Source organism: Synechococcus sp. BA-120 BA3, from assembly GCF_034931285.1.
GTDB lineage: Bacteria > Cyanobacteriota > Cyanobacteriia > PCC-6307 > Cyanobiaceae > Cyanobium.
Window position 1 is genome coordinate 1 of record NZ_JAYGHZ010000290.1, and the last position, 11,806, is coordinate 11,806.

Consider the following 11,806-nt stretch of genomic DNA (forward strand, 5'->3'; position numbering starts at 1 on the left):
GAGCTCGACCCCGGCGCCGTGGCGGGGGCGGCCGGAGCCCTGCAGCTGCGCAGCGTGCTGGGGGGGGTGCTGGCCCAGCAGGCGGACGACGGCCCCGCCGATCCCGACGCCTGGCAGGTGGTGAGCGAGCGGCAGCCCAGCGCCCAGGAATGGAAGGATCTGCGCTTCGCCTGGCAGGTGGTGCGCCATGTGCGCTCCAACGCCATCCTGGTGGCCCGCGACGGCCGCACCCTGGGGGTCGGGGCGGGCCAGATGAACCGGGTGGGTTCGGCCCGGCTGGCCCTCGAGGCGGCCGGCGAGGCCGCCCGGGGGGCCGTGCTGGCCAGCGATGGCTTCTTCCCCTTCGATGACACGGTGCTGCTGGCGGCGCAGCACGGCATCCGGGCGGTGATCCAGCCCGGCGGCAGCAAGCGTGACCCGGATTCGATCGTCGCCTGCAACGCCAACGCCATGGTGATGGTGATCACCGGCCGTCGTCACTTTCTGCACTGAGGGGACGGAGAAGTTGTAACTTCGATGCACTCGCAGCCGGCCCTGGCCCGGTGGAGTTCCAACGCGTCATGTTCGCCGCCCTACCCGCTTCGATCGCCTTCGGCCTCAACTTCGCCCACCCCCTGCTGATGTGGGTGCTGCTGGGTCTGGCGGGCTACGCCATGGTCCTCGGGATCAAGGCCAAGAAGACCCGCACGGCCAGCGCCGAGGACCGCAAGGAGCTGATCAAGGGGCAGTTCGCCAAACGCCATTTCCAGTTCGGCAGCATCGTTCTGGCGCTGATGGTGCTGGGCTGCGTCGGCGGCATGGCCGTCACCTACATCAACAACGGCAAGTTGTTCGTCGGTCCGCACCTGCTGGTGGGGCTCGGCATGCTCTCCCTGATTGCCCTGGCGGCCTCCCTCTCCCCCCTGATGCAGGCCGGCAACCTGATCGCCCGCAAGGTGCATGTGGGCCTCAACATGACCCTGATGACCCTGTTCCTGTGGCAGGCCGTCAGCGGCATGCAGATCGTCAACAAGATCCTCACCGCTCCGGCTCCCTGAGCCCCCGCTCCCTGAGCACCACCCCCGAAGGGCTCCAGCCCCTCAGAACTGGGCCCGGCGCCGCGGCGGGCAGGGGATGCCGTGGCTGGCGTGGAAGTCCTCCTGCACCTTCCAGGTGAGCCGGCGGGAGATCTGCCGCACGATCTGCCGCAGCAGGTGATCGCCGCTGCTCTGGACCAGGTGCTCCGGGAGCAGCGAGAGCATCCCGGGCAGCCGCAGCCACACGGCCAGGTCGAGTTGCCAGCGCACCAGGGTGTGGAGCATCACCCCATCCACCTCCTCGTGGGACACCTCGGAGCCGCCGGCCTCGTCGAGGCGCAGGGAGGCCGCGAATTCGACGTCGTAGAGCCCCCGCAGGGCCGCATCGGAGTGGGGCAGGGGCACGGTGACGATGCGGTAGATCCCGGCGGCCTGGGGCAGCAGCTCCAGGCCGATGGTGGGCTCCACCTCGAAGCCGAAGTTGCCGAAGCGGCCGAGGGTCAGCACATACCCCTGGCTGCCGATGGGCTCCACCGTCATCGGGGCGGCGCAGCGGCGGAACCAGCCCTCGTGGCGGTCGAGGTAGGCACCCACCACGGCGGCCGGTGCCCGCATCTCCATCAGATCGGCGAAGGTGCTGGCGTAGCGGCGGATGGCAGGGTCCGTCCGGTCGCGCAGGGGCTCGCTCGGGGTGGCCCCGGTGTCGTCGGGACCCTGGTGCAGGGAAGAGCCTGCCGCCATCGTGGTCTGGGGCGTGCGGTGGGTCAGAGGGGAACGGCCAGAAAGGACGGGGGTTCTGATCTCCCGGGCGGCCCTGGGGGGAGGAAAACCTTTTGCGAATGTAAAGCCACCCGTTCGGGGTTCACTCCTCGCTGAGGCCCACCAGGCGCTCGATCACGTCCTCCACGACCCGGTCGGGGGTGGAGGCGCCTGAAGTGATGCCCACCCGCACCGGCCCCTCCGGCAGGAAGGGCTCCAGGGTCTCCAGCTCGCCGCCCAGGGGCTTGTGCTCAATGCGGTTGCCCGGCCCGATCCGCTCGGGGGTGTCGATGTGGAAGGAGCGGATGCCGCGGCTGACGGCGATCTCCTGCAGGTGGGTGGTGTTGGAGGAGTTGTAGCCGCCGATGACCACCATCAGGTCGAGGGGTTCGTCCACCAGGGCGAACATGGCGTCCTGGCGCTCCTGGGTGGCATCGCAGATGGTGTTGAAGGCGAGGAAGTGCTCGTCGAGCTCGGCGGGGCCGAAGCGCTGCAGCATGGTGCGCTCGAACAGCCGGCCGATCTCCTCGGTCTCGCTCTTGAGCATGGTGGTCTGGTTGGCGACGCCCACCCGCACCAGATCCCGGTCGGGGTCGAAGCCGGGGGAGCAGGCATTGGCGAAATGGGCCATGAAGGCTTCGCGATCGGTGGCCCCCTGGCCCCGCTCGAGGATGAAGTCGCTCACCATGCGGGCCTCGGCCAGGTCGAGCACCACCAGGTAGGTGCCGGCGAAGGAGCTCGTGGCCAGGGTCTCCTCGTGCTTCACCTTGCCGTGGATGATCGAGGTGAAGGCGTGCTTCTTGTGCTTCTCGACGGTGTTCCACACCTTCGAGACCCAGGGGCAGGTGGTGTCGACGATGTGGCAGCCCCGTTCGTTGAGCAGCTGCATCTCCTGCACTGTGGCGCCGAAGGCCGGCAGGATCACCACATCGCCGGTGCCGACCTCGGAGAAGTCCTTGACGTCGTCATCGACCGGGATGAAGCGGACGTCCATCTGGCGCAGATGGGCGTTGACCGAGGGGTTGTGGATGATCTCGTTGGTGATCCAGATCCGCTCGCTGGGGTAGTGGCGGCGGGTTTCGTAGGCCATCGCCACCGCCCGCTCCACGCCCCAGCAGAAGCCGAAGGCCTCCGCCAGACGGATCCTGAGCCGCCCGCGCTGCAGGACGTGGCCGTTCTCCCGCAGGCTGGCGATCAGGTTGCTCTGGTAGGCCTGCTCGAGGCTGCCCGCGACCTCGTCGCCCAGGCCGAAGCCGCGGCGGTTGTAGCGATCCGAGTGGTGGAGGGAGCGCTTGAAGGCACGGGTGTCCACAGGCAGGTACCGGGTTGTGCCGACTCTATGGGGGTCGGCGGTGGGACGGGCGAAAAAAAACCGCGGCCGTAGCCGCGGTCGGGTCAGGGGAACGGAACGGAAGGCTCAGTTCGAAGAGGCCACGAAGTCGGGGTAGGCCTCCATGCCGTGCTCGCTGATGTCGAGACCGACCAGCTCCTCCTTCTCCTCCACGCGGATGCCTCCGGTGAGAGCGCCGAGGATGCTCCAGAGGATCCAGGCGGTGATGACGGTGTAGATGGCGTAGGCGAAGACGCCCAGGAACTGGATGCCGAGCTGGTTGAAGCCCTTGCCGAGAAGCAGGCCGGCGTCCTTGTTGAACAGGCCAACGGCCAGGGTGGCCCAGACACCGCCCACACCGTGGACCGAGAAGGCGCCCACGGGATCGTCGATACCGATCGAATCGATGAAGCTGACGGCGTAGACGACGATGGCGCCGCCGATGAAGCCCACGACCCAGGCGGCCCACATCGGGAAGCCGTCGCAGCCGGCAGTGACCCCGACCAGGCCGGCCAGGATGCCGTTGATGGCCATCGTGAGGTCCGGCTTGCCGGAGTGGATCTGGGAGATCAGGGTGCCGGCGATGCCACCGCCGGCGGCGCCGAGGGTGGTGGTGACGGCGATGTAGGGAACCGTCTCGTTCATGGCCAGGACGGAACCGGGGTTGAAGCCGTACCAGCCGAGCCAGAGGATCAGGGCACCCAGGGTGGCCAGGGCCAGGCTGTGGCCGGGGATGGCCTGGGGCTTGGAATCGACGTACTTGCCGATGCGGGGGCCGAGGATCATGGCGCCGACCACGCCGGCCCAGGCACCGACGGAGTGGACGACGGTGGATCCTGCGAAGTCCTTGAAGCCAAGCGTGCTGAGCCAGCCACCACCCAGGCCGGCATCGTCGGGGAAGTTCCAGGTCCAGGATCCGGCGATCGGGTAGATGATGCCGACCAGGATCAGGGAGAAGATCACGAACTCCTTGAACTTGATGCGCTCGGCCACGAGGCCGGAAACGATCGTGGCGGCCGTGCCGGCGAAAGCCGCTTGGAACAGGAAGTCGACGCTGGGGACGAGCTTGGCCTCGGTCACCATCTCGGGGGTGACGGTGGGATCGAAGAACAGGCCGCCGAATTTGAACACCCCTGGGATCACCCAGTCGGCGTTGTACATGATCTTGTAGCCGATGAACCAGTAGGCCGACACCGCCAGGGCGAAGACGATCAGGTTCTTGGCCAGGATGTTGACGGCGTTCTTCTGGCGACAGAGCCCGGCTTCCACCATGGCGAAGCCGGCGTTCATGAAGATCACCAGGAAGGCCGCGATGGCCAGCCAGAGGTTGTTGACCAGAAAGCCGGGGGTGAGCTCGGGCAGCTCGGCCGCGTGGGCCGAGAGGTTGAACACGCCCAGGATGAACAGGGCCAGAGGCACACAGGCGAGCCAGGTGAGGCTCGCGCGTGAGGAGAGACCACGAACCTTTCGCAGTAAAAAGGCCGGCGCCTCAAGCAAGCTGGCTTCGCTGAGGTTTCTCGGCGGTCGAACCTTGTGCGGGTGACTTGAATCGATCATGGGAACGTGGTGAAGAGAACGTTCGACTTCTGACGCCGGAGTAGGCATCAACAAGCTCCGACTATCCACGACGGACACCCGTTCCAATGTCTGATTCGCTACCAAATGAGCCCGAGGCCATCGCGCCGCCGGGCGGTCCGCGGCGGGAGCACGTCTTAAGGGATGCAAAGAGTGGTAGAAAAAGTTCAGCATGGACAGTGCGGAGGCGCTAGACATGCATCAGGGAGGCCGGCATGGCCTCCCCATCTCCGCCTTTGTCGCCATGGCCCGTTCCGCCCTCTGCTATCGCGGTCTCCCCTACGACCACTCCCACGACGAATTCCCCTCCCCCGCCCCGATCGACCACGTCTATCGCGGTCATCACTACGACGCGCCGCTGCGACACGAACCCTCCCCGGTGGATGAGGCCCTCGACCTCGTCTACCGCGGCACCCACTACCACCATCACCAGGCCTGAGCGGCCAGGCCCAGCCACGTCACCGCCGTTGCATCGAAGCTGTAGCGGCAGGGGAGCACCTCGACCCCGGCCGCGGCCGCGGCCCTGAACAGCTCCCCGTAGCGGGGGTCGGCGCTGTCCCCCGGCGCGAAGCGCGTCACGTCACCCCGGCTCAGGCACGGCACCAGCACCGCCCGGGCCCCGGGGACCAGGGCCGTGAGCTCCACCAGGTGCTTCTGGCCCCGTTCGGTGACCGTGTCCGGGAACAGGGCCAGATCGCCGTCGCTCCAGGTCGTGTTCTTCACCTCCACATAGATCGGCCGTGGATCGGCGGCGCCGTCCGCCGGTGTCAGCAGCAGGTCGATCCGGCTGCGGCGCCCCTCGCCGTAGGGCACCTCGGCGCGCACGCTGCCGATGGGGCCCAGCCAGGGCTCCAGGCAGCCCGCTTCGATCGTGGCCCGCACCAGCCGGTTGGGCAGCGCCGTGTTGACCCCCACCCAGACCGGGCCGCCGCCCTGGCCGTCGACCTGGGCCTGCTCCCAGGTCCAGGCCAGCTTGCGGCTGGGTGAGGGGTCGTGGCGCAGGCGCACCCTCCCGCCCGGCCACAGCACCCCGGTCATCGGCCCCGTGTTCGGGCAGTGGGCCGTCACCGTGCGGCCATCGTCCAGCTGCACGTCGGCCAGGAAGCGCTTGTAGCGCTTCAGCAGCACCCCTTCCACCAGCGGGCCGGTGGACAGCACGGGCACGGCAACGGTCGCTGGGGCCATGGGGTCGGGTGCCCGGGGGGAGCCGGCCATACTGCCGTGCGTTCCGATGGGCAGTGCCCCGCCGCCATGGCCCGATCCCTGCGCCGGATAGCCCTGATCGTGGGGGCGGCCACCGCCCTCAGCAAGGTGGCCGGTCTGCTGCGCCAGCAGGTGATCGCCGCCGCCTTCGGCGTGGGCGCGGCCTACGACGCCTACAACTACGCCTACGTGCTGCCGGGGTTCCTGCTGATCCTGCTCGGCGGCATCAACGGCCCCTTCCACAGCGCCATGGTCAGCGTGCTGGCCCGGCGGCCGCGCCATGAGGGTGCCCACGTGCTGGCCAGCATCAACACCCTGGTGGGGGCGGGTCTGATCGTCGTCACCCTGCTGCTGCTGGTGGCCGCCGATCCCCTCATCGACCTGGTGGGTCCCGGCCTCGACCCGGATCGCCACGCCCTGGCCGTGCTGCAACTGCGCTGGATGGCGCCGATGGCCCTGTTCGCCGGCCTGATCGGCCTCGGTTTCGGCGCCCTCAACGCCGCCGACGTCTTCTGGCTGCCCTCGGTCAGTCCCCTGCTCTCCAGCGTCGCCGTCATCGGCGGCATCGGCCTGCTCTGGTGGCAGCTGGGCAGTGGCATCACCCTGCCCGCCGCGGCGGTGATCGGAGGCGTGGTGCTGGCCGCCAGCACCACGGTGGGGGCGATCCTGCAGTGGTTGATCCAGCTGCCGGCCCTGGCCAAGGAGGGCCTCAACCGGCTGCAGCTGGTGTGGGACTGGCGCGATCCGGGCGTGCGGGAGGTGCTGCAGGTGATGGGGCCTGCCACCCTCTCCTCGGGCATGCTCCAGATCAACGTCTTCGTGTCGCTGTTCTTCGCCTCGGGAATGCCGGCGGCGGCGGCGGGCCTGGGCTACGCCAACCTGCTGGTGCAGACGCCCCTGGGCCTGCTCTCCAACGTGCTGCTGGTGCCGCTGCTGCCCGTCTATGCCCGGCTCACGGCGCCGGAGGACCGGCCCGAGCTGGTGGCGCGCATCCGCCAGGGCCTGATGCTCTCCAACGCCACCATGCTGCCCCTGGGGGCGTTGATGGTGGCCCTGGCCGTGCCGATCGTGGCCCTGATCTACCAGCGCGGTGCCTTCGATAACAGCGCCGCCGACCTGGTGGGCCAGCTGCTGATGGCCTACGGGATCGGCATGCCGGCCTACCTGGGCCGCGACGTGCTGGTGCGCGTCTTCTATGCCCTCGGCGACGGCAACACCCCCTTCCGCTGGTCCCTGGCGGGGATCGGCCTCAACGCGGTGTTCTGCTGGGCCTTCACCGGTGGCCCCACGCCGGGCTGGGGTCTCCAGCTGCCCATGCTCAACGCCGGCGCCGCCGGCCTGGTGCTGGCCACCGTGGCGGTGAACCTGATCACCTGCGCCGGCCTGCTGCTGGCCCTGAGCCGCCGGCTGGGGGGCCTGCCCCTGCGGCTCTGGGCGGCCGACAGCGGCAAGCTGCTGCTGTCCGCCGTGGCCGGCGGGGGGGCCTGCTGGTGGCTGTCGTTGCAGGTGGCCTGGCCCCCGGGCCTGGTGGGGCTGCTGCTCCAGAACACGCTCTGTGCCGGCCTGGCGGTGGGCCTCTACGGACTGCTGGCCAGCGTTGCGGGCGTTCCCGAGGTGGGCCAGCTGCTGCGGATGGTGCGCCGACGGGCCTAGGGCAGCCGCACCTGGCGTTCCTCGCGGACCTGCACGGGAATCTCCAGATGGGAGCGGCCGATCATCTGGGGCCCGTCGATGGAGAAGATCCGGGCCTCGATGCCGAAGTCCCGGAAGGCGCTCTCCAGTTCCTGGATCAGGGCCTTCTCCACCTGGGCCTCCGCATCGACCACCTTGCCGATCAGACGCCCGCCCAGCCGGCCGATGCGCTGGCGCACCACGTCACGGGCATTGGTGACTTCGATGACCAGCACGACCCGCCTGCGTGGGGCGTCACCCTATCGGTAGAACGGCCTTCCGACCGCAGGGGTCAGCAAAAGGGTTGCAGCACGTCTTCCAGATCACGCAGCTGGCCGGCGGGCACCAGGCGTGCCAGGGGCAGGCGTGTCGCCCCGCCGCCGATCGGCACCTGCACCGCCTCCAGGGCCTGGCGGGCGCAGACCTCGGCGCCCTGGTCGAGCCGGGCGGCGCATTCGATCGCCAGGGTCTGGGCCAGGCCCGCATCGCCCAGATAGAGGTGCCAGCCGGCCACCTGCACGTACAGCCGGTCGGCGATCGCCCGGGCCAGTTCCTCGAGGTCGGCGGCGGCAAGCGTCATGGCTGGGGTTCGGGGCGTTGCAGCACCACCACGCTGCCATGGACGAGCAGCAGGGCGGCCCAGCCGATCGTGAGCCAGCCCAGGTGGGACCAGGGGTGGCGCAGGCCCTGGACGAACCAGAGGCCGCTGTTGACCGCCGCGAACAGGGCGGCATGGAGCGTCAGGTTCACGATCCGCTCGAAGTGCCGATAGGTGGGATCGTCGGGGTTGGCGGGGCCGTACCAGCGGATCGGCATGGGGGAAGACCGCCGCAGGCGGTAGTTGGGCTCTGCTGCGGACCCTATCGGGCCGGGGGTGGCGGGGGCGCTGTTGACGGATCGGCACCCCGTGGGGTGAGAATGACCGGGCAGGCGCTTGTAGCTCAGCGGATTAGAGCATCTGACTACGGATCAGAGGGTCGGGAGTTCGAATCTCTCCAGGCGCGTTTCTTCCCACACCGCCCTCCGGGGCGGTTTTTTTTATGGCCGCCCCTTCGTCGGGTCCCCGGCGTCCGGCCCCCGGCCCGCCCGAGCCCGGCCAGGCCTGCGGCGTTTGCCTACGATCGGTTTCACACCGAGTAGCCCCATGGCGGACCGAGCGGATCACGGCCCTGCGTACCCTGCAGCCTCCATCGACAGCCCCCTGGCCAGCGGCGATCCGGCCATCGCTGCCCTGATTGAGAAGGAGCTGCGGCGCCAGCAGACCCACCTTGAGCTGATCGCCAGTGAGAACTTCGCCTCACGGGCGGTGATGGAGGCCCAGGGCTCGGTGCTCACCAACAAGTACGCCGAGGGCCTGCCCCACAAGCGCTACTACGGCGGCTGCGAGCACGTCGACATCATCGAGGACCTGGCCATCGCCCGGGCCAAGCAGCTGTTCGGCGCGGCCTGGGCCAACGTCCAGCCCCACAGCGGCGCCCAGGCCAACTTCGCCGTGTTCCTGGCCCTGCTGCAGCCGGGCGACACGATCCTGGGGATGGACCTTTCCCACGGCGGCCACCTCACCCACGGCTCGCCGGTGAACGTGTCGGGCAAGTGGTTCAAGGCTGTCCACTACGGCGTCGACCCCGAGACCCACCAGCTCAACTTCGACACCATCCGCCAGCTGGCTCTCGAGCATCGGCCCAAGCTGATCATCTGCGGCTACTCCGCCTACCCCCGCACGATCGACTTCGCCGCCTTCCGGGCCATCGCCGATGAAGTGGGGGCCTACCTGCTGGCCGACATGGCCCACATCGCCGGTCTGGTGGCCTCCGGCGTGCACCCCAGCCCGGTGCCCCACTGCCACGTGGTCACCACCACCACCCACAAGACCCTGCGGGGCCCCCGGGGCGGCCTGATCCTTTGCAACGACGCCACCTTCGGCCGCCAGTTCGACAAGGCCGTCTTCCCCGGCTCCCAGGGCGGGCCGCTGGAGCACGTGATCGCCGCCAAGGCCGTGGCCTTCGGGGAGGCGCTGCAGCCCAGCTTCCGCAGCTACAGCCAGCAGGTGGTGCGCAATGCCCAGGCCCTGGCCGAGCGGATCCAGGAGCGGGGCATCGCCGTGGTCTCCGGCGGCACCGACAACCACCTGGTGCTGCTCGACCTGCGCTCCATCGGCCTCACGGGCAAGGTGGCCGACCGCCTGGTGAGCGACGTCAACATCACCGCCAACAAGAACACGGTGCCCTTCGATCCGGAGTCGCCGTTCGTCACCAGCGGCCTGCGCCTGGGCAGCGCCGCCCTCACCACCCGCGGCTTCGATGCCGAGGCCTTCCGCGAGGTGGCCGACGTCATCGCCGACCGCCTGCTGCACCCGGAGGACGCCGCCGTGGAACTGCGCTGCCGCGAACGGGTGGCCTCCCTCTGCGGCCGCTTCCCTCTCTATGGACGACAACGTGAGCTCCAGCACGCCTGACGGCCCCGTTCACCCGTAACGTGTCGCCTTCAGGACCGCACTCTTCCGGCCCGCCGTTGTGACCCTCGCCTACAGCCCCAACGCGGCGGCCCTGCTCACGGCCACGGCGGCGGCCCTGCTCACGGCGCTGATCGTGCCTGTGGTGCGGGGGCTCGGTCTGCGCTGGGGGCTGGTGGATCCGCCCGACGACCGCAAGCAGCACACCCTGCCCATGGTGCGGCTGGGTGGGGTGGGAATCGTGGCCGGATTCAGCCTTTCGCTGGCCTGCACCTGGACCTTCGGCGGCTTCGCCGACCTGCCGCCGGACAAGGACCAGCTGATCTGGACCACCCTGGCGGGGGCCCTCTGCTTCTTCGTGATCGGCCTGGCGGACGACCTGTTCGCCCTGCCCCCCCTGCCGCGCCTCTGCGGCCAGGTGCTCGTGGCCGCGGCGGTGTGGAACCAGGGCGTGCGCATCGGCAGCATCGACCTGCCCTTCGGGCTGGGCACCTCCGCCGCCGGGCTGCCGCTGCCGGAGGGGCTGAGCCTGCTGGCCACGGTGGTCTGGCTGGTGGGGATCACCAACGCGATCAACTGGCTTGATGGCCTCGACGGGCTGGCGGCGGGGGTGAGCGGCATCGCCGCCGTCGGGCTGCTCTCGGTGAGCTTCAGCCTCAGCCAGCCCGCCGCCGGCCTGCTGGCGGCGGCCCTGGCCGGCAGCTGCCTGGGCTTCCTGCGCCACAACTTCAACCCGGCCCGCATCTTCATGGGCGACGGGGGCTCCTACTTCCTCGGCTTCGCCCTGGCGGCGATCAGCATCGTCGGGCCGGCCAAGCGCCTCACCAGCGTCAGCCTGCTGCTGCCGCTGATGATCCTGTCCCTGCCCCTGGCTGACATGTCGGCGGTGATCATGGGCCGCCTGCGGGCCGGCCGCTCGCCCTTCTACCCGGATCGCCGCCACCTGCACCACCGCCTGCTGCGGGCCGGCTTCAGCCACCGCCGCACCGTGGTGCTGATCTATGCCTTCACCCAGTGGCTGGCCTCCATCGCCCTGGTGCTGGCCAATGCCGAGATGCGCTTCCTCTGGCTGGCGCTGGCGACGGCGGTGCTGATCGCCGTGCTGGTGGTCTGCCGCCGCCAGATGCAGGAGGAGGCCAAGTGAGCGGCCCCCCCGGCAACGCCGGGGTGGAGGTGCTCTGCATCGGCACCGAGCTGCTGCTGGGCAACATCGTCAATGGCAACGCCCGCTGGCTGGCCGAGCAGCTGGCCGCCCTCGGGGTGGTGCACCACCGCCAGCAGGTGGTGGGCGACAACCGGGAACGGCTCATCGAGGCGGTGCGGCAGGCGGCGGGCCGCTGCCGGGTGCTGATCACCACCGGCGGCCTGGGGCCCACCCCCGACGACCTCACCACCGAGGCGATCGCGGCGGCCTTCGGCGCCGACCTGGTGGAACACGGCGAGATCTGGTCGGCGATCCAGGCCCGGATCACGGCCCGGGGCCGCAGCGTTGCCCCCTCCAACCGCAAGCAGGCCCTGCTGCCGCGGGGGGCCGCCGTGCTGCCCAACCCCACCGGCACGGCGCCCGGAATGATCTGGACCCCGGTGCCGGGGTTCACCGTGCTCACCTTCCCGGGGGTCCCCAGTGAGCTGCGGGCCATGTGGGAGGCCACCGCCGCCCCCTGGCTGCGGCAGGCGGGCCTGGCGGGCGGGGTGTTCGCCAGCCGCATGCTGCGCTTCTGGGGCGTGGCCGAGTCCGATCTGGCGGAGCGGGTGCACGACCTGCTGGCGCTGGAGAACCCCACCGTGGCCCCCTATGCC

The 11,806-nt window shown here is 69.8% G+C and carries 13 protein-coding genes, 1 tRNA gene and 1 pseudogene; 8 read left to right on the plus strand and 7 right to left on the minus strand.

The annotated features are described in order from the left end of the window. Positions 1–492, plus strand: a pseudogene (gene purH / locus VB737_RS11735) (bifunctional phosphoribosylaminoimidazolecarboxamide formyltransferase/IMP cyclohydrolase); the annotation flags it as partial. A 68-nt stretch (positions 493–560) separates the two neighbouring features. Then, a complete protein-coding gene (locus VB737_RS11740; RefSeq protein WP_500313180.1) occupies positions 561–1,037 on the plus strand; it encodes a DUF4079 domain-containing protein in 477 nt (158 codons plus the stop codon). 42 nt (positions 1,038–1,079) lie between these two features. Here VB737_RS11740 and VB737_RS11745 read toward each other — a convergent pair whose 3' ends face one another. The 3 genes from VB737_RS11745 to VB737_RS11755 all read right to left on the minus strand — a co-directional run bounded on the left by VB737_RS11745 (position 1,080) and on the right by VB737_RS11755 (position 4,662). Then, on the minus strand, positions 1,080–1,757 hold the full coding sequence (locus VB737_RS11745; protein ID WP_500313160.1) for a DUF1997 domain-containing protein: 678 nt from the start codon (positions 1,755–1,757) through the stop codon (positions 1,080–1,082). Between the two features lie 121 nt (positions 1,758–1,878). Further along, complete coding sequence (locus VB737_RS11750) at positions 1,879–3,087, minus strand: 4-hydroxy-3-methylbut-2-enyl diphosphate reductase (RefSeq protein WP_500313162.1); 1,209 nt, start codon at positions 3,085–3,087, stop codon at positions 1,879–1,881. 105 nt (positions 3,088–3,192) lie between these two features. Continuing rightward, positions 3,193–4,662, minus strand: a complete 1,470-nt coding sequence (locus VB737_RS11755) for an ammonium transporter (RefSeq protein WP_500313164.1) — start codon at positions 4,660–4,662, stop codon at positions 3,193–3,195. 262 nt (positions 4,663–4,924) lie between these two features. Here VB737_RS11755 and VB737_RS11760 point away from each other — a divergent pair, with 262 nt between their 5' ends. Then, complete coding sequence (locus VB737_RS11760; RefSeq protein WP_500313166.1) at positions 4,925–5,119, plus strand: DUF4278 domain-containing protein; 195 nt, start codon at positions 4,925–4,927, stop codon at positions 5,117–5,119. Here the strand turns inward: VB737_RS11760 and sfsA are convergent. Beyond that, positions 5,107–5,865 carry a DNA/RNA nuclease SfsA gene (sfsA, locus tag VB737_RS11765; protein WP_500313167.1) on the minus strand — a complete coding sequence of 253 codons (759 nt, stop codon included), beginning with the start codon at positions 5,863–5,865 and terminating at the stop codon, positions 5,107–5,109. The two genes, VB737_RS11760 and sfsA, sit on opposite strands and share 13 nt — an antisense overlap. 66 nt (positions 5,866–5,931) lie before the next feature. Between sfsA and murJ the strand changes: the two genes are divergently transcribed. Further along, entirely contained in the window at positions 5,932–7,536 is a 1,605-nt protein-coding gene (murJ, locus tag VB737_RS11770) for a murein biosynthesis integral membrane protein MurJ (protein ID WP_500313169.1), read from the plus strand. Here the strand turns inward: murJ and VB737_RS11775 are convergent. The 3 genes from VB737_RS11775 to VB737_RS11785 are packed head-to-tail and all read right to left on the minus strand — an operon-like array spanning position 7,533 to position 8,370. Then, positions 7,533–7,790, minus strand: coding sequence for a hypothetical protein (locus VB737_RS11775; RefSeq protein WP_015109642.1), 258 nt, complete (start codon positions 7,788–7,790; stop codon positions 7,533–7,535). The two genes, murJ and VB737_RS11775, sit on opposite strands and share 4 nt — an antisense overlap. A gap of 56 nt (positions 7,791–7,846) precedes the next feature. Continuing rightward, entirely contained in the window at positions 7,847–8,134 is a 288-nt protein-coding gene (locus VB737_RS11780; RefSeq protein WP_500313171.1) for a DUF3181 family protein, read from the minus strand. Then, entirely contained in the window at positions 8,131–8,370 is a 240-nt protein-coding gene (locus tag VB737_RS11785) for a hypothetical protein (protein WP_500313173.1), read from the minus strand. The genes VB737_RS11780 and VB737_RS11785 overlap by 4 nt, the downstream gene beginning before the upstream one ends. 114 nt (positions 8,371–8,484) lie before the next feature. Between VB737_RS11785 and VB737_RS11790 the strand changes: the two genes are divergently transcribed. From VB737_RS11790 to VB737_RS11805, 4 genes are all read left to right on the plus strand, one after another. After that, a tRNA-Arg gene (locus VB737_RS11790) sits at positions 8,485–8,558 on the plus strand. Between the two features lie 140 nt (positions 8,559–8,698). Further along, positions 8,699–10,009 carry a serine hydroxymethyltransferase gene (glyA, locus tag VB737_RS11795; protein WP_500313175.1) on the plus strand — a complete coding sequence of 437 codons (1,311 nt, stop codon included), beginning with the start codon at positions 8,699–8,701 and terminating at the stop codon, positions 10,007–10,009. Positions 10,010–10,067: 58 nt separating this feature from the next. Next, on the plus strand, positions 10,068–11,150 hold the full coding sequence (locus VB737_RS11800) for an MraY family glycosyltransferase (protein ID WP_500313176.1): 1,083 nt from the start codon (positions 10,068–10,070) through the stop codon (positions 11,148–11,150). Next, positions 11,147–11,806 (plus strand): CinA family nicotinamide mononucleotide deamidase-related protein (locus VB737_RS11805; RefSeq protein ID WP_500313178.1); only part of this gene is annotated, 660 nt, incomplete at its 3' end. The genes VB737_RS11800 and VB737_RS11805, both read left to right, overlap by 4 nt.

Excerpts from the sequence above, each read along its gene's own strand:
- VB737_RS11745 (WP_500313160.1), bottom strand. The coding sequence starts at position 1,757 with ATGGCGGCAGGCTCTTCCCTGCACCAGGGTCCCGACGACACCGGGGCC.
- VB737_RS11760 (WP_500313166.1), top strand. The coding sequence starts at position 4,925 with ATGGCCCGTTCCGCCCTCTGCTATCGCGGTCTCCCCTACGACCACTCC.
- murJ (WP_500313169.1), top strand. The coding sequence starts at position 5,932 with ATGGCCCGATCCCTGCGCCGGATAGCCCTGATCGTGGGGGCGGCCACC.
- VB737_RS11785 (WP_500313173.1), bottom strand. The coding sequence starts at position 8,370 with ATGCCGATCCGCTGGTACGGCCCCGCCAACCCCGACGATCCCACCTAT.
- sfsA (WP_500313167.1), bottom strand. The coding sequence starts at position 5,865 with ATGGCCCCAGCGACCGTTGCCGTGCCCGTGCTGTCCACCGGCCCGCTG.
- VB737_RS11740 (WP_500313180.1), top strand. The coding sequence starts at position 561 with ATGTTCGCCGCCCTACCCGCTTCGATCGCCTTCGGCCTCAACTTCGCC.
- glyA (WP_500313175.1), top strand. The coding sequence starts at position 8,699 with ATGGCGGACCGAGCGGATCACGGCCCTGCGTACCCTGCAGCCTCCATC.
- VB737_RS11755 (WP_500313164.1), bottom strand. The coding sequence starts at position 4,662 with ATGATCGATTCAAGTCACCCGCACAAGGTTCGACCGCCGAGAAACCTC.
- VB737_RS11780 (WP_500313171.1), bottom strand. The coding sequence starts at position 8,134 with ATGACGCTTGCCGCCGCCGACCTCGAGGAACTGGCCCGGGCGATCGCC.